Genomic DNA, 23,519 nt, shown 5'->3' with positions numbered 1-23,519 from the left:
ACTATCGGAGGTGTTCAAGATCGGGGGGCGTGTCGATATCAATGCTTCCCTTCTCGAATGGTATGATAGTGGCCTGCTCCCGATATTTTTGAATGATCTTTTTGGCGCCCTCTTGTCCTTTGAGTTCGAGCAGTTCGGCAAAGAGGGTTTGATCGAACAAAGCCGGTACGCCTGTTGAACCGCCATAGGTACAAGCCACCAATTTGCTATCGTGAAGCCGTTGCTGATCAATCATTTCTTTTAGAAGAGCGGCATCGGCAAAGGGTTGATCACATAACATGATGATCGCCTGCTGCGTGCCTGATGGTAGCGCACTGATGCCTGCATTGATGGAAGAAGCCATGCCCTGCTGCCAAAGAGGGTTATGTACAATGTGCACGTCTATTTCTGCTACCTCTGCCTTGATCAATTGCTCATGAGCGCCTGTCACAACTATCACTGCACCGTCAGCAACTTCCTTTGCCGCCTCAGTGGCTCGCGTTAATAAGGTCTTACCCTGATATTTCACCAATTGCTTAGGCTGCCCTAATCGTGATGAGCTGCCTGCGGCCAATATAATAATGCCAGTGGTATAATCAGCCATGACCTTGACCAATGGATAAGATGCGGCTATGGTCATAAATGGCACCTTCGCGCAACCGCAAGTTCTGTCCGTTACGGCCTTGTATCACGGCCTGTATCTCGGCAATGATGGATAGGGCTATCTCTTCAGAAGTTTCCGCACCGATGTCGAGACCGGTAGGGCCATAAATGCTTTGCAACTGTTGGGGCGAAGGCTGTATGCCTTCTTCCTGCAGTTCGTCCAACATGCGTTGCAGTTTCTTTTTCGGTCCTAAGCTGCCTACATAGGTCAGTTGCAACGGAAGGAGTAGACGCAGCATGGCCAGATCATAATTGTAATTATGGGTCATGAGTACCACGGCGGTGCGGCTATCCAGGTCGAGCTGAGGCAGGGCTTCTTCGGGCCGTGCGATCAATATCCTTTTGGCTAACGGGAAACGTGCCGGCACGGCATAGTTGGCCCGGCCATCAACCACGGTGGTATGCCACCCTAATACCGCTGCCGTTTGTACCAACGGTATGGCGTCATTACCCGCGCCAAATATGATGAGCGACATGGGCGGTCGCAGCAATTCGATAAAGGCCGTGAGCCCCTGATCATATTCTTTGATCACGGAGCGACCACTGTTCCATACATCCAGAGCATCAGCTTTTACCTCGGGCTCCATAGCCGGGTGAAGCAATCTGGCCACGTACTGATCGGCCCCTAAAAGCATGCAGCTACCGGGCTGTGCGGCCCGGCGGTCGGCCAGTGAGAATAGCGTCACCACCACCACATTTTGCCTTTTGGCCAGGAAACCTTTAAAGAAGGTGATCACATGGTCGTTGCTATTGGCGTCGATCGGTTCGATCAGGATATGGATAATGCCGTTGCAACCCAAGCCTACACCCAGTTTAGCATCATCATCGTCGGTGGTATCATAGGTGACCAGCATTGGGCGTTGCTGGGCCATTACCAGGCGGGCCTTGCGTAGGGCATCACCTTCCAGGCACCCGCCGCTGATGGCACCGGTCAGTTCGCCGTCCTCGGTCACCAGCATACGGGCACCTGCCCTGCGGTAGGATGAGCCTTCCACCCGCACCACGGTAGCCAATGCGGTGAGCTTGCCCTGTTGCTGAGCAGCATCGAATGCTTTAATGATATCTTCCAGTTCTTTCATTGATCAAAAGGTCAGCACGTCAAAAACACGGCCCGCTTCAAAATATTCTTCGTTGGCTGGCAGGCTGATCAGCCCTTCGCCCTGCATGAGATTTACCATATCGCCCGAGGTGGAAGTGCTGACCGGCACCGCTTTCAGGAAACCTTGCTCTTTATTCAATTTTACCAATACATGATGGGTAAGCGCCGGTTTAAAGGTAAGCGGTCGTGACAAAGTTGCTTGCACTTTAGCGGTATCTAACCCTTGCGAACGATCAAGCCAGTGCCTGAAATAGAGCTGGTAACATACCCAGGTAGACACCGGGTTACCAGGAAACCCGAAAACGATAGTTCCCTGCGGCATCTTACCGAACAGCAAAGGTTTACCCGGCTTTTGGGCGATATTATGAAAAATGGTCTGCATTCCGCGGCTTGCCAGTACCCCAGGTAAGTGGTCGAACTTCCCCTTCGATACCGCCCCGGAGAACAGCAACACCTCGTGATAGGCCAACATGGCACTGATCTGTTGGGTCATGGCCTCTGGCTCATCAGGCAGGTGATAGGCGTTAGCCGTGATACCTTCCTGTTGTAAGGCGGCCAGCAACATGTAACTGTTAGAGCGGCGGATCTGATGCGCTTCAGGCACTTGCTCTACATCCACCAATTCGTCGCCCGTGGAGCATACCGCTATCCGGGGCAAACGATACACCTCTACGCTGGCCATTCCCACCGAAGCCATGGTCGCTACGATAGCCGGCGTTATCCTGCTGCCGCTGCAGACCAGTACCTCTCCTGCCTTTTCATCGGCTCCCTGTAAATGTACGTTCTGTTTAGGCTTCACCTCCTCCAGATGTACGGTGGCTGTATCATCACTGATCGCTATATCCTCATACCGGATCACCGCATCGGTGCCTTGGGGGAGCATTGCCCCGGTCATCACCTCTAAGGCGTTGAGCGGGTCCTGGAGTTGCTTTTGCGGGTGACCGGCGGGCTGTATATCTTCTATCAAGAACCGCTGACCATTGCCCTGGAACACACTGCTGTCGATCGCGATTCCATCCATGGTGGCCCGGTCGAACGGTGGCATATCCCGGTCGGCCACTACATCCTGGGCAATTATGCGTCCATTGGAATGGAGCAGCGCGACATCCTCGGTCGTAAAAACGTTGGCTTCGGTGGCTACCAATTGTAATGCTTGTTCGACACTGATCATATCGTTGGGCCTTTCACTAAGTATGCGTCGTCAAATTCATCCTGCCAGTATTCCATACCGCCCAGCACACTGAAGATCTGCGCCGAAGGATATCGCCTTTGAAGGGTCTGTGCCGCTTTGTTGCTTCGTGCTCCTTTCTGGCAAAATAGGATCACCGGCACGCCGGCATCAACAGTGATCGACTTTGGGTCAAATTGTAAAGCTGGCATGCAACGTGCATGGAGCAGGTGTTCTTCCTCAAATTCATGTATCTCCCGCACATCGATCAGGTCGAAGTGTTCCTGCTTCTCGTAGCGGTCGTATAGTTCTTCTACGGTCAATTGCTGCACCGAATTGCAAACAGGTGTTTCATAACTCTGCTGTAAGCGATCGATCATCTTGTTATCGGGTCTTACCTTTAATTTGATCTTATATTGTTCGTCGGTCAGCAGGTCAAAGATCTGCAAGTAGCCCGACAAGGTAGTGCCGATACCGGTAATGATCTTGACCACCTGCAAAGCTTGCTGACAACCGATTATACCTGGTGCCACGCCTAATACGCCTGCTGTGTTGCAGTCGGGTATCTCATTGGCTTGGGGTGGTTCAGGATAAAGATCGCGGTAAGTGGGCCCGTTATTGAAGTTGAATACGCTCACATGCCCCTCATATTGCTGCACGGCACCATATACGCAGGGCTTATTCAGCATGACACAGGCATCATTCAGCAAATAGCGGGCGCTAAAATTATCGGTGGCATCAACGACCACATCATATCCACTCAGCAAGGTCATGGCGTTACCAGCATCCAGGAATGTATCGTGAGTATCGATCTTTATCTCACTGTTGAGCGCCCTTAATCTTTCAGCCGAAGCGGCCACTTTCTTTTTGTTGATGTCTTGCTCGCTATATAATATTTGGCGGTGCAGGTTACTTAACGAAACGGTATCAGCATCAACGATACCGATAGTGCCTATACCCATACCCGCCAGGTATTGTAATACCGGCACGCCCAAACCTCCGGCACCCACCACCAGCACTTTAGCGTTCCTGAGCTTTTGCTGACCAGCTTCGCCTAAGTTGTTTAAAGCGGTTTGACGGGAATATCTCTCCCCACCTCTTTTGGTGGGGGAGTTGGTATTATAGAGAGTATCGTCGGTGATCATAGGGTCGTTCATTGATAGTAGTATGAGCGGCTTTTAACCACCCAGCACCGACATGGAAGTATGGATATTGCCTTGGCTGGCCAGCTCGGCCGCATGGCCGTCGCGTTCGCGGTTGGCCACGGCTACCAGTATTTCGTTAGCTACATTGGCAGATGAAGCACCACTGCGCAACAGATCACGCAGATTAGCTACCGGAGGGCCATACAAACAGGTACGCAACTCGCCGGTGGCTGATAGCCTTACCCTGTTGCAAGTTCCGCAAAAGGTACGACTGAACGAGGGTATGATCCCGAAACTACCGCGGTGGCCGGGCACTTGGTAATTGACCGATGTTGAGTTGGCCTCGCTGATCAGGCGTACCGTGTCAGGGTAATATTGATGGATGTGATCAGCGATGCGCTTATGATCCCACTCGAACAGGGGCTGCTTACCATCGGTGCCGTTAAACGGCATCTCCTCCAAAAAACGGACCGATAATGCCTGATCACGGGTAAGCTCGATGAACGGAATGATGTCCTGTATATTCTTGTTGCTGGCAACCACGCAGTTGAGCTTTACCTCGAAACCATCGTTCAGCAGATCAAAGATGCTTTGATAAACTTCCTCAAAACTGTCACGACGGGTGATGCGGTGAAAACGCTCGCGGTCTAACGAATCAAGACTGATGTTGATCTTTTTGATGCCCATACCCAGCAACTGCTTGCGGTAGCGACTCGAGAGCGTACCGTTACTGGTCACCGTGATCTCGTTCAGTCCATCCAACTGGCGCAATTCATCCAAAAAAGGCATAATGCCGTTACGCACAAAGGGCTCTCCGCCAGTGATGCGGATCTTGGATATCCCCAACTGGCAAAACACGGACGACAGGCGCAGCATCTCGTCAAAGCTCATTAGCTCTTTACGCGATGCAAAGTCGATCCCTTCTTCGGGCATGCAGTAGTAACACCTGAAGTTGCAGCGATCGGTCACCGAAAGCCGCAGGTAATTAAGCTGCCTGCCGTATCTGTCTACCAGTTTGTTGTCGTTCATTTGTACGTTACGGATGGGCATTTACCCAAACGCTGTTATCCTCGTAAAATTCCTTCTTCCAGATCGGCACCGTCTTTTTTAATTCATCGATCAGGAAACGGCAGGCCTCAAAAGACGCCTCCCGGTGTGCCGATGACACGCCGATCACTACCACGGGTACGCCGGGATCCTTAGCTCCAACGGCATGTACGATAGCCAGCTTGACCAACGGCCATTGCTGCATGGCCTGATCGGCCAGGTGATGCATTTGCTTCAGCGCCATGGCATCATACGCCTCAAAATCTAGCCTGATCACTTTTTTGCCTTTGGAGTGATCACGGACCGTACCTACAAAAAGGTTAACGGCACCTGCACCCGTATCATGCAAATGGGCATATACCTCGTTTAGGTCGATATGTTCAACTAATTTGATCAGCATATTATTAACCGCCGCTTACAGGCGGTATCAAAGCGATCTCTTGTCCGGCGGTCAGCTCATCATCATCGGCGGCGTACTCACTATCTACCGACACCGCCAGCGAACTAAGCGTATTGATAGCCGGATATTGTTGTCCCAGCCAGTCCTTTAATTGCTTTACGGTATGTAATGATGCTCCTTCGGGAACGGTCAGTTGGGTTTGCCCAATGATGTCGCGCGTGATGCCAAATAATAAGATCTTCATTGATAGAATGCGAACAACGCTATTCTGTTTGCCCACAAGTATAAAGTTACAAAAGCTTTTTGAAAGAAAGGTCGGCGGTATGTAGTGTTACGCGATCACCCACGGCGATCGTTGGGTCAGGTAAGGGTATATCGATCACGTTATTCCCGATCATGACCGTCGCCTTTTCAGCATCCACCGCAATCACCTGCCCCATCAATTCGCCTTCGGCCCTTTGCAAGCCGAACACCTTTGCAGGGGTGCCAGTGTTGATGACCTGCCCCTGATCGGTACTGATCACGTGTTGCGCAAGCTGGCATATCTCGGCCATGTTATGGCTCACCATTAAAGTGGTAATGCCATAAAGTTGATGGATCTTCTTCAGTTCTATCCTTAGAGCCTCGCTCATGGCATCATCTAAGGATGAAAAGGGCTCATCAAGCAACAGGAGCTTAGGTCGTCTCACTAATGCACGGGCCAGTGCTACGCGCTGCTTTTGTCCGCCTGAGAGGGTTTGAGGCATTTGTGCGCCCAATGCTGTCAGTCCGGTCAATTCGAGCAGTTCATCGGCTTGGCTTTTCGGTGCCCCAGCAGGTAAGGCATAAAGCAGATTTTGACGCACCGTCATGTTAGGGAACAGCGCATGGTCCTGAAAAACGAACCCGATGCCGCGTTGTTGGGGCGGTAAGCTGATGTTTTTTGTCGTATCCAGCCATACCTCACCGTCCACCTCTATATGACCTTCATCCGGTTTTAATAGGCCGGCCAGTATGCGTAAGATGGTGGTCTTACCCGCTCCTGAAGGACCATACAAGGCAGTGAAGTCCCCCTGAGCGATATGAGTATCGATGGTCAATAGCTTTTTCCCGTTGACCATGTTCAGCTCCTTCTGGATGCGTAGCCTGATCATAATGGCGAGCGGAGGTGTTTAGTGGTGCGCTTATTAAGGCTATAGACCGTGAGCAGGATAATGAACGACACAATGAGTAGAATAGCCGCATAAACGTGAGCGTTATGGAAATTTAACGCCTCTACCTCGTTATAGATAGCGATACTGGCCACACGCGTTACACTGGGCAGGTTACCACCGATCATCAACACCAAACCGAACTCGCCCAATGTGTGAGCAAAGGTGAGTACAATGCCTGTGAGCAGTGCCGGTTTGACATTAGGCAACAGCACATGGAACAGGGTTTGCATGTTCGTCTTCCCCAGAGTGGCAGAAGCTTCGCGCAAACTGGATGGTAAAGCCTCTAACCCCGACTGAATGGGATGGACCATAAAAGGCAAACTGTAGATGACGGACCCGACCACCAACCCTGGGAAGGAAAAAAGCAGATGAATATTGAAGTGATCACTCAGGAACTTTCCTAACCCTTGTGCAGGGCTAAACGCCAGGAGCAGATAAAAACCCAACACCGATGGTGGCAGTACTAAGGGTAAGCTCACGACCGCTTCCACGAACGGCTTGATGCGGTAGCGCGTTGTAGCCAGGGCGGCCGCGATGGGTACTCCAATAAGCAACAGGCAAACGGTAGTGACCGATGCCAGTTTCAGGGTAAGCCAAAGCGGTTGAAGGTCGGCCATGTGTATCGTGTCAGGATGTAAGCCTATCTTTTATCTGTAGCCGTATTGTTCGAATATCTTTTTGGCGGCATCGCTGAACAGGAAGTCGTAGAATTTTTGAGCTGATTCAGCATTAGCAGCTGTCTTCAGTATGACCACGCCCTGCCTCATCGGATGGTAGGTACGAGGGTCGATAACGGTCCAGTTACCTTTATCTTTTAGCTCGGGATCCATCACTACCGAACGTGCGGTAAAAGCTGCCTCTACAGCGCCGGTCAGCAAATATTGGTTCACTTGGGCTATGCTTTCCCCGATCACCAGCTTATCCTTTAATAGTCCGCTGATCCGGTTCACCTTCAAGCATTCCATAGCCGCCTGGCCGTAAGGAGCCAGTTCGGGGTTGGCGATCGCGATCTTTTTTACCTGCGACCGCGCCAGGATAGGCAGCGATGGACGGATATCCTTGATCGTCCAAAGCACCAGCACGCCCAAGGCATAAGTCTTGGGTTTTTGTGTGGTCAGACCCTTATCATATAAGGCCTGCGGATATTTTGTATCGGCAGACAGGAACACATCAAAAGGTGCCCCTTGCTCGATCTGTGCCGTCAATTTGCCTGAGGAACCCACGATCATCTCGGCAGTGATCCCGGTCGTTCTCTTGAACTCGGTGGCTAGCGCCTCACTCACGAATTGGGCATTGGCTGCTACTGCTACCCTTACTTTTTGCGCTGTGGCACAAAGTGGCATGATCAGTACAGCTATCAGGAGCCGGTAGTATATCTTTTTCATATATTCAGTTTTACTACTTGTATACTGGTCACCTGGCGTATCCAACGCGCATGTTTTTTCTCGCCCGGAACAATGATCTGGAAAGGTCCGTCTTCGGCTGGAAGTGCTTTCTTATCGGCGCGATCGGCCAGTATGATGGTACGGTTGGCAAAAAGCGGGTCGATCTCGGGCAAGGCGAATATTACTTTGTAATTATCGGCAGCAGTAATGACCACGTATGTTTTGATCGTAGCCCGCTTAGCGGTATCGCCTAAAAGCAACCCGGCCTTGGCTAGCAAGTTAGCGACGGGGACCCCGCTGTAACGGTGCACCTTTTCGTCGTGCGCCTTGGCCATCACTACAGCTTGCCTTGGTTCGGCCAGCATGCTTTTTGTGATCAGTACGGGTACCGCTATCCCATCGCCACTAATGGTGATAGTTTGCGCTTGCAGCTGCATGCCGATACAGGTCAGCAGGGCGAACGCGAGAAGAAATTTGTTCATCAATGATGTTAGGTTTGTTTAGGCTTGCAATATAGCCGTTTTTCAGCTATCAGGATGTAACCGTTGCATAGCCATTTGGCGTTCTTCGGGGTTATTGATGTTAGCGAACTCACTTACATCCGGTGCTTGCAGAATGGCCACGTCGGTATTGATCAACGCTTTGCGCGGACAAGCATATCCCTGAGCCAGGAATTGCAAAAGAACAGCATAAGCGCGAGGCTCCCAAATAGTGATCAAAGGCTCTGGGAATTTGCCATTACTGTCCATAAAACACGTAGCCACCTTCGACGTATCACGATGGGCTACTAAGTACTCCAGGGTTTCAGCAGAAAGGAAAGGCAGATCGCAGGCCACAGTAAGCCACGCGCTGTTTGGGTCGGTACGCATGGCCGATAAGATACCACCTAACGGCCCCAGCCCCAAAAAGCTATCAGTGATCACGGGTATTGATTCGTTGTCATCGATGGAGGCTATATCATCGTACGACACATAGGTACCTGCACAATGCTTGTTCAGCATTTCATATACATGCACACGCTGACTTTTGCCAAAGTATTCAATGCTGCCCTTATCTTCTTTCATGCGCGTGCTTTTGCCACCCGCTAAAACCAATCCCTTAATTGGCGTAAGACGCTCTTCCAGATATTTTTGAATGAACGACGCTATCGACAGTACGTCACTGATCTTAGGTACCGATACAGAATGCCCTACCGGAAGATGATCGCTTAGATACTGGGGTATGCCTTCGGCCCTTTCCGTCAACAATATCAACCTTACATTGGTGAGCTTGTCCAGTTTTGCTTCAAGAGATTTGGCGGGGTCTATTACTACGATCTGTGCGTTCGCCGCAAAGTGATTACCATTTACCAACACCAGGTCCTGGTGCACTAACATAGCCCGGCTGCTAAAAGGCTCGATCACTTGCCTGGTATCGAACGAACGATGTGAAATATGGTCCATTAGATAACCCGAACAGCCATTGATCAGCAACTGGTCATCATCTGCAGCGGAAGATCGGTGATCGGCATCTACGTAGCCTACTTTGTATAATGGAGACAACTCGGCCATTAGCGCAGTGACCAACGAATTGATCTGGCCGCAGTTAGTACCTAATATACCCAGTTCATTGCGATGGAAATTTCCCTGTTCGGGACGGACAAGTTCAGGGTGTTTGTGGTGATGCGATGTTGTGGTCACTTTTGCCTCCGGTCTTTTCCAATAATTTGGTTTCCTTGATAACAATGTTATGCGAAAATGATTTGCACATATCATAGATAGTTAACGCCGCTATGCTGGCGCCGGTCAAGGCCTCCATCTCGACGCCTGTTTTGCCGGTCATCGATACGATGCATTCAATGACCACCTCGTTCTTCTCGTTAAGGTTGATCTTGATCTTACAATTATCGATCGGCAGCGGGTGGCAAAGAGGTATGAGTTCGGCCGTACGTTTAACGGCCATGGTGCCGGCAATGATAGCCGTTTGAAATACGGGCCCCTTCTTGGTACCTATATCGTTATTGGAAAGTAAAGCGATCACTTCTGATGGTAACACCACAACGCTTTGCGCTTTGGCCATTCGTTTGTTGATCTGCTTATCGCCAACATCCACCATTGAAGGGAAGTTATTGGTCGGGTCGATGTGAGTAAACGTTGATTCGGGAGATGCCATGCTATGTATATGGTACAAAGCTACTATGTTATGCGGCATTAGCAAGTCAGGGCAAAGATACGATAGTACGTAGCCTTCCCAAGTCCATAAACGACAAAAGCCCCGAGGTCTTGTTGACCTTGGGGCTATTTGTAGTAAAGGTTGGCACCGACCTACTCTCCCACGTTTTACCGCAGTACCATCGGCTCAGGCGGGCTTAACTTCTCTGTTCGGAATGGGAAGAGGTGGACACCGCCGATATAGGCACCTGAATATCTTAATGTTCGTTAGGATAGTGAGTATCTGGTATCAAGTATCAAGACATTTTATCTTGTTACTTGCTACTATGTACTTGTTACTCCACGGAACAATGACATATTATTGGAAGAAGTGATCTTATTATACTGAGATCAGATTACAGTACTATTTGTGTTTTTGAGTTCGGTGGTGAGACCGGAAAGATCTCACCACCTTATCTGTTATTGAAGAAAGCGTCGGGCAATTAGTATCACTCGGCTATGATGTCACCACCTTTACACCTATGACCTATCAACGTGGTAGTCTTCCACGACCCTCAAGGGAAGTCTCATCTTGTGGCTAGTTTCGCACTTAGATGCTTTCAGCGCTTATCTATTCCGAACGTAGCTACTCTGCAGTACAGCTGGCGCCATAACAGATTCACTAGAGGTTCGTCCAACCCGGTCCTCTCGTACTAAGGTCAGCCCCACTCAAACTTCCAACGCCCACAACAGATAGGGACCGAACTGTCTCGCGACGTTCTGAACCCAGCTCGCGTGCCACTTTAATCGGCGAACAGCCGAACCCTTGGGACCTTCTCCAGCCCCAGGATGTGACGAGCCGACATCGAGGTGCCAAACCTCCCCGTCGATATGAGCTCTTGGGGGAGATCAGCCTGTTATCCCCAGCGTACCTTTTATCCTTTGAGCGATGGCCCTTCCATGCAGAACCACCGGATCACTATATCCGTCTTTCGACCCAGCTCGACTTGTCTGTCTCACTGTCAAGCAAGCTTATGCTATTGCACTCCGCGTACGGTTACCAAGCGTACTGAGCTTACCTTTGAAAGCCTCCGTTACCTTTTTGGAGGCGACCACCCCAGTCAAACTACCCGCCAAACAATGTCCTCCGCTTTGCGGAGTTAGACACCAGATACAGAAAGGGTGGTATTTCAACGTTGACTAACCGACTCCTAGCGAAGCCGGATCACAGTCTCCCACCTATCCTACACATCCTGTACCCGATATCAATGTTAAGTTGTAGTGAAGGTGCATGGGGTCTTTCCGTCCCGTTGCGGGTAACCGGCGTCTTCACCGATACCACAATTTCACCGAGCTCATGGCTGAGACAGCGCCCAGATCGTTACACCATTCGTGCAGGTCGGAACTTACCCGACAAGGAATTTCGCTACCTTAGGACCGTTATAGTTACGGCCGCCGTTTACCGGGGCTTCGATTCAATGCTTCGCCTTGCGACTAACATCCCCTCTTAACCTTCCGGCACCGGGCAGGTGTCAGGCCTTATACGTCATCTTTCGATTTTGCAAAGCCATGTGTTTTTGTTAAACAGTCGCCTGGGCCTTTTCACTGCGGCTTGCATTGCTGCAAGCGCCCCTTCTCCCGAAGTTACAGGGCCATTTTGCCGAGTTCCTTAGCCATGAATCACTCGAGCACCTGAGGATCCTCTCCTCGACCACCTGTGTCGGTTTGCGGTACGGGTCTTTATGACCTGAAGCTTAGCAGGTTTTCTTGGAAGTCTGATTACCATCACTATCCACTCGCCCGAAGGTCTGCGGTACTATCAGCTTTCAGCAAACAGGGCGTACTTTACTACCCCGCCTATACCTACGGCCTTTAACGTTCTATTCCGTCAGAACGCGGATGTGTCACTACTCCGTCACTGCATCGCAGTCATAAAAAGTACTGGAATATTAACCAGTTGTCCATCGGGATCTCCACTCGGATTACCCTTAGGCCCCGACTAACCCTGATCCGATTAGCGTTGATCAGGAAACCTTGGTCTTTCGGTGGGCGGGTTTCTCTCCCGCCTTATCGTTACTTATGCCTACATTTGCTTTTCTGCAACCTCCACATGCACTTGTCGTGTCATGCTTCGCCGGCGGCAGAATGCTCCCCTACCAGTACACTTAAAAGTGTAATCCATAGCTTCGGTATACTATTTAATGCCCGTTTATTATCCATGCCCGGCCGCTCGACTAGTGAGCTGTTACGCACTCTTTAAATGAATGGCTGCTTCCAAGCCAACATCCTAGCTGTCTGTGCAGCCGGACCTCGTTAGTTCAACTTAATAGTAATTTGGGGACCTTAGCTGATGGTCTGGGTTCTTTCCCTCTCGGCCCTGGACCTTAGCACCCAGAGCCTCACTGCAGCGTATATTATTCAGCATTCGGAGTTTGTCTGGATTTGGTAGGATATGACTCCCCCGCACCCAATCAGTAGCTCTACCTCTGTATAACTTTACCGCCACGCTGTTCCTAAAAACATTTCGGGGAGTACGAGCTATTTCCCAGTTTGATTAGCCTTTCACCCCTACCCACAGGTCATCCGGAAACTTTTCAACGTTTATCGGTTCGGTCCTCCAGTACCTGTTACGGCACCTTCAACCTGCCCATGGGTAGATCACAAGGTTTCGCGTCTACCTCCTCTGACTGCACGCCCTATTCAGACTCGCTTTCGCTTCGGCTTCGTGTCTTAAACACTTAACCTTGCCAGAGAAGAGTAACTCGTAGGCTCATTATGCAAAAGGCACGCCGTCACAGAACAGGTCTGCTCCGACCGCTTGTAAGTACACGGTTTCAGGTTCTATTTCACTCCCCTGTTCGGGGTTCTTTTCACCTTTCCCTCACGGTACTGGTCCACTATCGGTCTCTCAGTAGTATTTAGCCTTACCGGATGGTGCCGGCAGATTCCTACAGGGCGTCTCCGACCCCGCAGTACTCAGGAACTCACTAGGTCATCATTTATTACGCGTACGCAGCTCTCATGCTCTATGGCGGGCCTTCCCATGCCCTTCCGCTTCTATTTGATGTAACCATGTCGTGGTCCTACAACCCCCAGTATGCCGTAACATATTGGGTTTGGGCTGTTTCCCTTTCGCTCGCCACTACTCAGGAAATCACTATTGTTTTCTCTTCCTCTGTTTACTTAGATGTTTCAGTTCAACAGGTTCGCGCTTTTGCGATCATCCTTCAGATGATCAGGTTTCCCCATTCGGACATCTCCGGATCAATTCATATTTGCTGATCCCCGGAGCTTTTCGCAGCTTATCACGTCCTTCATCGCCTCTGAGAGCCAAGGCATCCCCCGTGTACCCTTCTTTACTTTCTTCTACGCACCCCGCTTTTGCTCGGGGCGGTATGTTTTATTTAGATGTTGCTCTGGTATCAAGTAGTTAGTATCTCGTATCAAGACCGAGGTCCTGCTACTTGCTACTTCGTACCTGCTACTGATCTCAACGTCCTTCACTGTTGTTTGATTCAGTTTTTACAATTACTTCTTCCAATATGTCAAAGAACTTTCGTACGCATCTGTAACGTCATCCCCTTGTGAGATGACTGTAGTGTACAATGTGGAGAATAACGGATTCGAACCGTTGACCCCCTGCGTGCAAGGCAGGTGCTCTAGCCAGCTGAGCTAATTCCCCTTTCAAAAAGATGTCGTTACCCTGTAGTAGTCTCGAGCAGATTTGAACTGCTGACCCCTACATTATCAGTGTAGTGCTCTAACCAAACTGAGCTACGAGACTATGGTTTGATGTAGCCACTTTACTGATATGGCCTCTTCTTTTTTAAGGGTTTCTCTTTCCTCTTCTTTTTTAACTTCTTAAGAAATACATGTGCGTAGCAGTTTCACTCTTTATCAAGGTTACTTCGACCTCTCTCTTTTCACTTGGATACTGCTCCAGAAAGGAGGTATTCCAGCCGCACCTTCCGGTACGGCTACCTTGTTACGACTTAGCCCCAGTTACCGGTTTTACCCTAGGACGCTCCTTGCGGTAACATACTTCAGGTACCCCCAGCTTCCATGGCTTGACGGGCGGTGTGTACAAGGCCCGGGAACGTATTCACCGCGTCATTGCTGATACGCGATTACTAGCGAATCCAACTTCACGGGGTCGAGTTGCAGACCCCGATCCGAACTGTGAACAGCTTTTTGAGATTGGCATCCTGTTGCCAGGTAGCTGCCCTCTGTACTGCCCATTGTAGCACGTGTGTAGCCCCGGACGTAAGGGCCATGATGACTTGACGTCGTCCCCTCCTTCCTCTCTACTTGCGTAGGCAGTCTGTTTAGAGTCCCCACCTTTACATGCTGGCAACTAAACATAGGGGTTGCGCTCGTTGCGGGACTTAACCCAACACCTCACGGCACGAGCTGACGACAGCCATGCAGCACCTAGTTTCGTGTCCCGAAGGACTGATCCGTCTCTGGATCATTCACTAACTTTCAAGCCCGGGTAAGGTTCCTCGCGTATCATCGAATTAAACCACATGCTCCTCCGCTTGTGCGGGCCCCCGTCAATTCCTTTGAGTTTCACCCTTGCGGGCGTACTCCCCAGGTGGAATACTTAACGCTTTCGCTTAGACGCTGACCGTATATCGCCAACATCGAGTATTCATCGTTTAGGGCGTGGACTACCAGGGTATCTAATCCTGTTTGATCCCCACGCTTTCGTGCCTCAGTGTCAATCACACTTTAGTGAGCTGCCTTCGCGATCGGTGTTCTGTGACATATCTATGCATTTCACCGCTACTTGTCACATTCCGCCCACTTCAACTGTATTCAAGCCCGGCAGTATCAAAGGCACTGCGACAGTTAAGCTGCCGTCTTTCACCCCTGACTTACCAGGCCACCTACGCACCCTTTAAACCCAATAAATCCGGATAACGCTTGGATCCTCCGTATTACCGCGGCTGCTGGCACGGAGTTAGCCGATCCTTATTCTTACCGTACATTCAGCTTCTCACACGTGAAAAGGTTTATTCCGGTACAAAAGCAGTTTACAACCCGTAGGGCCGTCTTCCTGCACGCGGCATGGCTGGTTCAGACTTGCGTCCATTGACCAATATTCCTTACTGCTGCCTCCCGTAGGAGTCTGGTCCGTGTCTCAGTACCAGTGTGGGGGGTCATCCTCTCAGATCCCCTAGACATCGTCGCCTTGGTGGGCCGTTACCCCGCCAACTAGCTAATGTCCCGCATGCCCATCTTTATCCTATAAATATTTGATCACATTGAAATGCTTCATCGTGATGTTATGCGGTGTTAATCTCTCTTTCGAGAGGCTATCCCCCTGATAAAGGTAGGTTACATACGTGTTACGCACCCGTGCGCCACTCTCACAGGGAGCAAGCTCCCTGATCCCGTCCGACTTGCATGTATTAGGCCTGCCGCTAGCGTTCATCCTGAGCCAGGATCAAACTCTCCATTGTAAAATGTTTTGTTCGATACATGACCCTATTCTCTCAAATAGAAATCTGTATTAATAATGATAAGCCCTAAAGCTCATCTTTGTATCTTTATACAGTATCCGAAAAGTTGGTTTATTTGTTGACCTGAAAGGTCTTCTTTAACTTGACTTGGAGTTACCGACATCTCTCGATGTCTCTCCCGCTACGCTACATGTTACTTCTTAAAAGAACTTTGTCGCTTCCCCGTCTCGGTTCAGCTTTTATATCTTCTCACCATTGCGGTGGCCGATCTTCATTTGTTTTGTTTCGCTCCTTCCGGAGCTTTCAGAGACATCGTGCCTCTTACTTCTTGTTCCCTTTCTTTCTGAACTTTCGTTCGTTCCGTTTGGGAGTGCAAAGGTAGAAAGCTTTTTGTTATTTGCAAAATTTATTTTTTATTTATTTTGCGGGGCTTTCAGATGAAAAATCATCTTGTTTTACCCTATTCGCTGCTTTTCAGTTTTCCGATCTCGTTGCGAGAGCGGCTGCAAAGATGCGAACTTTTTACTATTCGTGTCAAGCCCTTTTTGCAACTTTTTTTTCCGCCCTTATTCCTCAAATAACTACCCTACTCGCTTGCAGGGCATCAAAGATAAGGAGATTTGTTTCGGTCACACAAATTATTTTCACATTTTGTCATCTACGCAAAAAAGAGGCGCATTTACACGTCTTTGTTGCCGATCTGTTGATCCCGGCGAATCATGAGCTTCCTGTATATAATGTGTACCTTTGAAATGCATGAATAACACGGCATCATTTCCCGAGGGCTTTATTGCCTCTTTACAGCAGGCACCGGGTTTTAACGAGCAAAACTTTATCGAAACGCATCAACAGCAGGATGCACCGACCTCGGTACGCATCAATCCGGCCAAAGCTGTTACCTTGCCTGATACATCGCCGGTGCCATGGTGCAATAATGGTTTTTATCTTGCTCAGCGTCCGTCGTTCACGTTCGACCCCTTATTTCATGCAGGTTGTTATTATGTACAGGAGGCATCATCCATGTTCATCGACCATATGTTTAGGCACATATATAATATAACCGACGGCCCCGTTAATGTGCTTGACCTTTGTGCAGCGCCCGGCGGCAAGAGCACGCTGCTAAGTTCGGCCATTGGTAGTGAGGGTTTATTGGTATCGAACGAGATCATCAAAACACGGGTACCTATTCTGACCGATAATTTGAACCGCTGGGGAAATGCCAATGTGATCGTGACCAATAATGACCCTAAAGCCTTTGCGAGGGTGAAAGGTTTCTTTGACGTTATTGTTGTTGATGCCCCCTGCTCTGGTTCGGGCATGTTCAGGAAGGATCCGCAAGCCATGAACGAATGGTCGGAAGCCAATGTTGACCTTTGCCAGCAACGGCAGGAGCGCATACTGGCCGATGTTTATCCGGCGCTAAAACAGGATGGCTACCTGATATATTCTACCTGCTCCTATTCGGTACAGGAAGATGAGGCGGTGCTGGATTGGCTGTGTGAAGAGTTCGACCTGGAGAGCGTTCTGATCCCGGTAGATGAGAGTTGGGGGATCTTGGAAAGCCGTTCAGATAAGCAGGGCGCATGGGGCTATCGGTTCTACCCGGGACGGGTAAAAGGCGAAGGGCTGTTCGCAGCATGTTTGCGCAAGCGCGATGACAACGGCCGACTACACATCCGCAAGAACAAGGATCAGCCTAAGCCTGATTATAAAAAAATAGACCAGCTAAAACCGTATGTGAAGGATGCACAGGATCTTTACTTTTTCAAACAGGCCGATGATCAGTTGGCTATTCCTAAGGCACTGCGCGAAAGTATGGAGACCTTGCAGCAATATCTTTATATCAAAAAATCGGGCGTGAGGCTGGGTAAGCTTGCCGGAAAAGAGCTGATACCTGACCATGAACTAGCCCAAAGCCTGTTGATCAATAAAGATCTCTTTGTGCAGACGGAGCTTACCTATGAGCAAGCCATCGCTTATCTGCGCAAGGATAATATAGATGATCTTGCATCCACGGCTAAAGGCTGGAGCCTGATGAATTATCAGGGGCATTCTTTGGGATGGGCCAAATTATTGCCTAACCGTATCAATAACTATTATCCAAAAGAGCTAAGGATCATATCGCAGCTGCCGGGTAAATAATTGTACCGACGAAGCAAAACTGCTACTTTTGACACGCTACTATATATATTAATGATATCCTTTGCTCATCGTGTGTTCCTCGAGGTGGCTGCCAATCTGAGTTTCTCGAAGGCGGCACAGGTGCTGTTCATTACTCAGCCGGCCATCAGTAAACACATTAAGGCGCTGGAAGATCAGTATAAACTGCCGCTATTTGAGCGCAAAGGGAATAGCATAGTGCTCACCGAGGCCGGTAAAAAGTTGAATGAGTATCTGCAACAGGCCACCGAGATCGAGCGCAAGGCAGAGTACGACTTGGCGCTGCTTAGTAATCAGTCGTACGCGGCGGGGCATTTGCGTTTGGGGGCCAGTACCACTATCGCACTATATATATTACCACCCATATTGTCCGGGTTTCAGCGCCAGTTCGCTAATGTTGGTGTGCAGCTGGTCAATCGTAACTCCGAATATATCTTGAACGCCTTGCTCGATCATGAGGTAGATATCGGCATCATCGAAGTAGATAATAAGCTTACCAATGTATCATACCAACCGTTCATGACCGACGAGGTGATACCGGTATGTTCAGCCAAAAGTCCGCTGGCGGGGCGGTCGCTTACCTTGAAGCAGCTACTTAAAACGCCACTGGCCTTGCGCGAGCGTGGTTCGGGTACGCTGAACGCGCTGCTCAAAGCACTATCTGACCTGCATATCAAACCAGCAGATCTGTCATTAAAGATCCGTTTAGGTGGTACCGAAGCTTTAAAGAACTTTTTACTGGCTGATCAGTGCCTGGGCTTTATGCCTCGCCCGTCCATTTTGCGCGAATTGCGTGAAGGTGATCTGGTAGAAGTGCCTGTAGAAGGTTTGAAGATCACCCGTAATTTTTACTTCATCCGACGAAAAGGCACGGAGGACTACGGACTTACCAGCAACTTTATGAACTATGCCTTGGAGCATAGAACATATTAACATTTCTTAAAACTTTAAAATTTTGCCTTTGTAGTATCATAGCGACCATTTTAGCCGCTATAAAAACATACATAACATGGCAAACTTAAGCAACCGCAAAGTAGCGATACTAACAGAAGAAGGATTTGAGCAAGTAGAATTGACCAGCCCTAAAGAGGCGCTGGAGCAAGCTGGTGCCACCGTCCACATCATCTCTACCAAGACTGGCAAGATCAAGGCCTGGGATAAAGACCACTGGGGCATTGAGGTAGAAGTGGACAAATTGTTGCAAGATGTAAGTCCGGATGATTATGACGCCTTGGTATTGCCCGGCGGCGTATTGAACCCAGACAAGCTACGCCAGAACAAGGATGCCGTAGCTTTCGCATCGGCATTTTTGGATGAAGGCAAACCACTGGCCGCCATATGCCACGGCCCACAGTTATTGATCGAGACCGGTTTGATCAGTGGCCGTAAAGTGACCTCGTACCCATCACTACAGACCGACCTGAAGAATGCAGGCGCGGAATGGGTGGACGAGGAAGTAGTGACCGATAACGGTTTAGTGACCAGCCGCACCCCAGAGGACCTTGAAGCCTTTAACAAAAAGACCATCGAGGAGATCGGCGAGGGCGTGCACGACGTGAACTAAACTCACTATCCTGATCATATCAGATAACAAGATCACAAAAAGCAGAACATAAACGGTTCTGCTTTTTTATTGCCTGTATATTTGCTCAGCATGCCTCAACAAAAAGCCATTATCATAGGAGCCGGTATAGCCGGGATCGCTACAGCCATTCGTTTAGCGGTAAAAGGCCATTCGGTGGAAGTTTTTGAGGCTAACAGCTACGCAGGTGGCAAGCTCTCGGAATTTGAGCAGGACGGTTTTCGTTTTGATGCCGGGCCCAGCTTGTTCACCATGCCACAGTATGTGGACGAACTTTTTGCTTTAGCCGGGCGACGACCAACAGACCACTTCAACTATCAAAAGCTGGAGGTCACCTGTAACTACTTTTATCCCGATGGCACTTCGTTAAAGGCTTATGCCGATGAGGACAAATTCGCAAAGGAAATAAGCGACATCATGGGTGAACCGGCCACCGCGATCAAAAAACACCGGGCCAAAAGCAAGCAGATATATCGGATCACCAACCATGTGTTCCTCGAAAGTTCGTTGCACAGGTTACGTACTTATTTGAACTGGCCTGCCTTGCGGTCCATATTGAGCGTTTTTAAGATCGACGCCATGCGCACCATGCACAAGGCCAACCAAAGCTTTTTTAAAGACAAGCGCCTAGTGCAGTTCTTCGACAGATATGCCACTTATAACGGATCAGACCCGTACCGAGCCCCCGCCACGCTTAATGTGATCCCGCATCTGGAACAGCACTTTGGCGCCTACTTTCCCGAAGGCGGTATGTATGCCATTACCCGCAGCCTGGTTGATCTGGCCAAAGATCTGGGCGTGACCTTCCATTTTAACGCCCCGGTGAATGAGATCGTGTTGCATGGCAAGCGGATCGGTGGGGTAATGTTAGATGGAAAGATGATACCAGCCGACCTGGTGGTATCGAACATGGACGTTTGGTTCACCTATCGTAAGCTGCTGAGCAAGCATCCTCAATTGTTCCCTGAGAAGATATTGAAGCAGGAACGAAGCAGTTCGGCGCTGATATTCTACTGGGGTATTCAAAAGCAGTTCAGCAAGTTGGACCTGCATAACATCTTTTTTAATGCTGATTACGAGGCCGAGTTCAGGGCAATATGGGATCAGGGCACCATCGGGAACGACCCAACGGTATATGTGAACATCAGTTCCAAATATTGCCCGGCAGATGCACCGGAAGGTTGCGAGAACTGGTTCGTGATGATCAATGTGCCGGCCAACAAAGGTCAGGACTGGGATGCGCTGATCGCCCAAGCCAGGAAAAACATCATCAATAAAATATCTTTAAGGTTGGGTACCGATATAGGCCCGCTGATCGTCTGCGAAAGTATTTTAGACCCACGCACTATCGAGAGTCGCACCTCGTCATACCAGGGGTCGTTGTATGGCACCAGCTCGAATGATAAGTTCGCAGCGTTTTTGCGTCATGCCAACCGCTCCTCAAAAGTGCCTAACCTTTATTTTTGCGGGGGCAGTGTACACCCTGGCGGAGGTATACCGCTGGCACTGCTATCAGCCAAGATCGTGAGCGACTGGGTCAATTAAGCCAAACCCCACTGTTTCATGGTAGTGGTGATGTGCGCCAGATGGTGGTTGCTATGCCATGCATACAAAGCGGCCGTGAACTTCAAGCTATAATTCTTTTGGGCACCCGGATGGTAAAAGGTGCGGTCCCATTGTTCATCACTAAGGCTTTCATATAAGGCCACCAGGCGCAGGTGGATACCTTCCAGCATTTTTAAAGATGCCTCAATAGGTAATTGATGGTCGGCTTGTTCGGCCCAGGCCGGTTCATCGTAAGGCAAAATGGTCGGGTTATCTTCAGTTAAGGCCAGCTTGATGCGCACCAGGCTATTCAAATGGCTATCTCCTAAATGGTGTACCACTTGTTTGAGCGTCCAGCCTCCCGGGCGATAGGTGGTACGTAATTGTCCCTCGTTCAACTGAATGACTGCCGCCCTGAGGCGTGCAGGCAGGGTCTTGATGTCGGCTATATACTGTGCTAACAGTTCAGGTGTGTAGGTATCCGGCACTTGTACTTTGCCTATCGGGTAGCGCAGGGCTTCATCAGTAAGGGTAGCTTGGCTCATGGGGCTAATATCGAAATTTTTCTTACCCTTACCAGCCTTTATGTACAAAGATCCCTTTGCCAAATTCGCAAAAAAGGAAACTTTAGGCATTTGAGCGTCTTATCTTCTCCCCTTAATGGATCAGTTCAGGTGTTACATTTCGTTGTTTCCGTGTTACATTTGGTGTTACATTCTTGCTTTTTGTTGAAAAATCTTGAAAAAGTTGGGTTTTTACGAATTTCGCAACACCAAAAAGTGGGGAAAGCTGGGGAATTCTGTTACAGCCGTGAAACACTTTTTTCGGAATGTAACAGCCAGCTTCGGCCCTCACTCTTCCTCCCTCGGTCCACATTTTTAAAAGTTCATCTTAGGGTGCTGCTTGTGAAAGCTTGTAGCATTTTGGTAAAGGCGTGCGGCCTGTAATAACTTGGCCTCGCCAAACAGTTGCCCCATAAAGGTGATGCTGTACGGCCGGCCGGCTTTGTTGAAGCCGTTAGGCAACACCACGCAAGGGTTACCGGTCAGGTTGGTCATGGCCAGGTTGATGCTATAAGTGGGAGTGACATACAGGTCGAGCCCTTTCAACCTTTTGTACCAATCCTCGATGAGCAGCGTGCGTGCGCGGTTAGCTTGCAGATACTCCACCGCGGTAATAAATTGCGATGCCCTGAAGATATTAGGCCAGGCATTTTTGTTTTGCTGCACCAGCAGATCGGTACGGTGAGTAAGCACCAGGTCCTGAAAAGCGGCCGCTGCTTCGGCATCCAGTATAAAGGTCATCCAACTGGTCTTGAATGGAGGATACTCCAGCGGCACCAGTTCGGCACCCAACTCACGCAGTTTGGCCAGCGTGGCCGAATCGGTATCATGGTTGCCATTGCGTTCAAAGTCGCGCTTCAGGTACCCGATCTTATATCCCTTGAGCGACCGGCCGGTGGCGTCGTAATCAAAATTGGCAGCTATGGTGCTATGGTCCTTATCATCAGTACCTTGTATGGCATTGAACACGATCGCGGCATCTTCGGCATTGCGGGTGATCGGCCCAAGCTTATCCATGCTCCAGCTCAAGGTCATGGCGCCGTACTTGCTCACGCGGCCATAAGTGGGCCGCAAACCGGTGACACCGCACTCAGTGGCGGGCGATACGATGGAACCCAAGGTTTCGGACCCAATGGCATAAGGCAAACAACCTGCACTCACTGCCGATGACGACCCGGCCGATGATCCGCTCGACCCACGCGATGGATCCCACGGGTTGCGCGTTTTGCCACCGAACCACACATCGCCCATGGCCAGTTCGCCCAGGGTGGTCTTGGCCAACAATATCGCCCCGGCGGCTTCCAGCCTGGTGATCACCGTAGCGTCGATGTTCAGTTGCTGATCTTTAAAGGCTTTGGAACCGAAGGTGGTTCGGTGATCTTTTTGCGCCAGCAGGTCCTTTGCCCCAAAGGGGATACCATGTAATAAGCCCCGGTAATGGCCGGCCTTGATCTCGGCATCAGCTTCGGCGGCTTTCTTTAAGGCATAAGTATCGGTGATGGTGACCGCAAAAAGCAATTTGGGGTCGTATCGTTTGATTCGTTCAAAAAAGAATCGGGTCAGTTGTACACTGCTGATCTGCCTGGTTTTGATCAGGTAAGCCAGTTGGCGTATGGAGTAAAAGGCCAGTTCATCCTTATCAGCAGGCAGCTTTACCGCTTCCTGTTGTGGGAGTTTAAAGGCGTTCTTGCTATCAGGCTGTACAAAACCTACCGGCAGTGGGTTAAATTGCATGGCCGGCACCACGCTGTTAGGCATATTCAGTTTATGCAAAGCATCGTACGAAGTACGGAACTGCTGCAGCATGTTGATCATAGAATCGGCCTCAGCATTGCTGAAACTTTGACCGATCACCTTGCCAGCCTCCTGCACCGCCCCTACTGTGAGTGGTTCGGGTTCGGCATGCCTCATCACAAATGCACCTGCCAAAAAACCCACGCCGCCCACAGCGGCCGTAACAAGGTACTTACTTACTGATCTTTTCATGGTAAAGTAA

Annotated in this window: 19 protein-coding genes, 2 tRNA genes and 3 rRNA genes; 4 read left to right on the top strand and 20 right to left on the bottom strand. The window is 49.9% G+C overall.

The features are described from left to right. Nucleotide 1 precedes the first annotated feature (1 nt). The 18 genes from LLH06_RS01225 to LLH06_RS01140 form a co-directional block, all read right to left on the bottom strand. A complete protein-coding gene (locus LLH06_RS01225; RefSeq protein WP_228171415.1) occupies nt 2-583 on the bottom strand; it encodes a nucleotidyltransferase family protein in 582 nt (193 codons plus the stop codon). Beyond that, nucleotides 576-1,721 carry an XdhC family protein gene (locus LLH06_RS01220; protein ID WP_228171414.1) on the bottom strand — a complete coding sequence of 382 codons (1,146 nt, stop codon included), beginning with the start codon at nt 1,719-1,721 and terminating at the stop codon, nt 576-578. Before LLH06_RS01220 ends, LLH06_RS01225 begins: the two co-directional genes overlap by 8 nt. Nucleotides 1,722-1,724: 3 nt before the next feature. Further along, nucleotides 1,725-2,912: a molybdopterin molybdotransferase MoeA gene (locus LLH06_RS01215; RefSeq protein WP_228171413.1), complete on the bottom strand. Its 1,188-nt coding sequence runs from the start codon at nt 2,910-2,912 to the stop codon at nt 1,725-1,727. Next, nucleotides 2,909-4,066 carry a HesA/MoeB/ThiF family protein gene (locus LLH06_RS01210; RefSeq protein ID WP_228171412.1) on the bottom strand — a complete coding sequence of 386 codons (1,158 nt, stop codon included), beginning with the start codon at nt 4,064-4,066 and terminating at the stop codon, nt 2,909-2,911. The genes LLH06_RS01215 and LLH06_RS01210 overlap by 4 nt, the downstream gene beginning before the upstream one ends. 21 nt (nt 4,067-4,087) lie before the next feature. After that, the gene (moaA, locus tag LLH06_RS01205) at nt 4,088-5,083 is read right to left on the bottom strand and encodes a GTP 3',8-cyclase MoaA (RefSeq protein ID WP_228171411.1); all 996 of its coding nucleotides are present in this window, start codon (nt 5,081-5,083) and stop codon (nt 4,088-4,090) included. A gap of 7 nt (nt 5,084-5,090) precedes the next feature. Continuing rightward, entirely contained in the window at nt 5,091-5,501 is a 411-nt protein-coding gene (locus tag LLH06_RS01200) for a molybdenum cofactor biosynthesis protein MoaE (RefSeq protein ID WP_228171410.1), read from the bottom strand. A gap of 4 nt (nt 5,502-5,505) precedes the next feature. After that, entirely contained in the window at nt 5,506-5,745 is a 240-nt protein-coding gene (locus LLH06_RS01195; RefSeq protein WP_228171409.1) for a MoaD/ThiS family protein, read from the bottom strand. A 46-nt stretch (nt 5,746-5,791) separates the two neighbouring features. Then, nucleotides 5,792-6,634, bottom strand: a complete 843-nt coding sequence (locus LLH06_RS01190; protein ID WP_228171407.1) for an ATP-binding cassette domain-containing protein — start codon at nt 6,632-6,634, stop codon at nt 5,792-5,794. Next, nucleotides 6,631-7,311, bottom strand: a complete 681-nt coding sequence (gene modB, locus LLH06_RS01185; protein ID WP_228171406.1) for a molybdate ABC transporter permease subunit — start codon at nt 7,309-7,311, stop codon at nt 6,631-6,633. The genes LLH06_RS01190 and modB overlap by 4 nt, the downstream gene beginning before the upstream one ends. A gap of 30 nt (nt 7,312-7,341) precedes the next feature. Beyond that, nucleotides 7,342-8,079, bottom strand: coding sequence for a molybdate ABC transporter substrate-binding protein (modA, locus tag LLH06_RS01180; protein WP_228171405.1), 738 nt, complete (start codon nt 8,077-8,079; stop codon nt 7,342-7,344). Next, nucleotides 8,076-8,561, bottom strand: coding sequence for a molybdopterin-dependent oxidoreductase (locus tag LLH06_RS01175; protein WP_228171404.1), 486 nt, complete (start codon nt 8,559-8,561; stop codon nt 8,076-8,078). The genes modA and LLH06_RS01175 overlap by 4 nt, the downstream gene beginning before the upstream one ends. A 42-nt stretch (nt 8,562-8,603) precedes the next feature. Beyond that, nucleotides 8,604-9,758, bottom strand: a complete 1,155-nt coding sequence (locus LLH06_RS01170) for an NTP transferase domain-containing protein (protein ID WP_228171403.1) — start codon at nt 9,756-9,758, stop codon at nt 8,604-8,606. After that, the gene (gene moaC / locus LLH06_RS01165; protein WP_228171402.1) at nt 9,724-10,230 is read right to left on the bottom strand and encodes a cyclic pyranopterin monophosphate synthase MoaC; all 507 of its coding nucleotides are present in this window, start codon (nt 10,228-10,230) and stop codon (nt 9,724-9,726) included. The genes LLH06_RS01170 and moaC overlap by 35 nt, the downstream gene beginning before the upstream one ends. Nucleotides 10,231-10,369: 139 nt before the next feature. Continuing rightward, nucleotides 10,370-10,481: ribosomal RNA gene (gene rrf / locus LLH06_RS01160) — 5S ribosomal RNA — on the bottom strand. Nucleotides 10,482-10,691: 210 nt separating this feature from the next. Continuing rightward, nucleotides 10,692-13,575 (bottom strand): 23S ribosomal RNA (locus tag LLH06_RS01155). Between the two features lie 241 nt (nt 13,576-13,816). Further along, nucleotides 13,817-13,890 (bottom strand) — tRNA-Ala (locus LLH06_RS01150). 27 nt (nt 13,891-13,917) lie between these two features. Continuing rightward, nucleotides 13,918-13,992: transfer RNA gene (locus tag LLH06_RS01145), tRNA-Ile, on the bottom strand. Between the two features lie 159 nt (nt 13,993-14,151). Continuing rightward, nucleotides 14,152-15,673: ribosomal RNA gene (locus tag LLH06_RS01140) — 16S ribosomal RNA — on the bottom strand. Together the 16S, 23S and 5S rRNA genes with 2 tRNA genes alongside form the textbook arrangement of a ribosomal RNA operon. A gap of 756 nt (nt 15,674-16,429) precedes the next feature. On the opposite strand from LLH06_RS01140, the gene LLH06_RS01135 reads away from it, so the two are divergent. From LLH06_RS01135 to crtD, 4 genes are all read left to right on the top strand, one after another. Beyond that, entirely contained in the window at nt 16,430-17,815 is a 1,386-nt protein-coding gene (locus LLH06_RS01135) for a methyltransferase RsmF C-terminal domain-like protein (protein WP_228171401.1), read from the top strand. 51 nt (nt 17,816-17,866) lie between these two features. Next, on the top strand, nt 17,867-18,766 hold the full coding sequence (locus tag LLH06_RS01130) for a LysR family transcriptional regulator (RefSeq protein WP_228171400.1): 900 nt from the start codon (nt 17,867-17,869) through the stop codon (nt 18,764-18,766). Nucleotides 18,767-18,842: 76 nt separating this feature from the next. Beyond that, the gene (locus tag LLH06_RS01125; protein ID WP_228171399.1) at nt 18,843-19,397 is read left to right on the top strand and encodes a type 1 glutamine amidotransferase domain-containing protein; all 555 of its coding nucleotides are present in this window, start codon (nt 18,843-18,845) and stop codon (nt 19,395-19,397) included. Nucleotides 19,398-19,487: 90 nt separating this feature from the next. Beyond that, nucleotides 19,488-20,960, top strand: coding sequence for a 1-hydroxycarotenoid 3,4-desaturase CrtD (gene crtD, locus LLH06_RS01120; protein WP_228171398.1), 1,473 nt, complete (start codon nt 19,488-19,490; stop codon nt 20,958-20,960). On the opposite strand, the gene LLH06_RS01115 is transcribed toward crtD, so the two are convergent. Together LLH06_RS01115 and LLH06_RS01110 are read right to left on the bottom strand one after the other, a co-directional pair. Then, nucleotides 20,957-21,505, bottom strand: coding sequence for a YfiT family bacillithiol transferase (locus LLH06_RS01115; RefSeq protein ID WP_228171397.1), 549 nt, complete (start codon nt 21,503-21,505; stop codon nt 20,957-20,959). The genes crtD and LLH06_RS01115 overlap by 4 nt on opposite strands. A gap of 333 nt (nt 21,506-21,838) precedes the next feature. Then, complete coding sequence (locus tag LLH06_RS01110; protein WP_228171396.1) at nt 21,839-23,509, bottom strand: amidase; 1,671 nt, start codon at nt 23,507-23,509, stop codon at nt 21,839-21,841. Between the last annotated feature and the right edge of the window lie 10 nt (nt 23,510-23,519).

The sequence above is a fragment of the Mucilaginibacter daejeonensis genome (genome assembly GCF_020783335.1).
GTDB lineage: Bacteria > Bacteroidota > Bacteroidia > Sphingobacteriales > Sphingobacteriaceae > Mucilaginibacter > Mucilaginibacter daejeonensis.
This window is presented reverse-complemented; position numbering and strand designations above follow the sequence as displayed.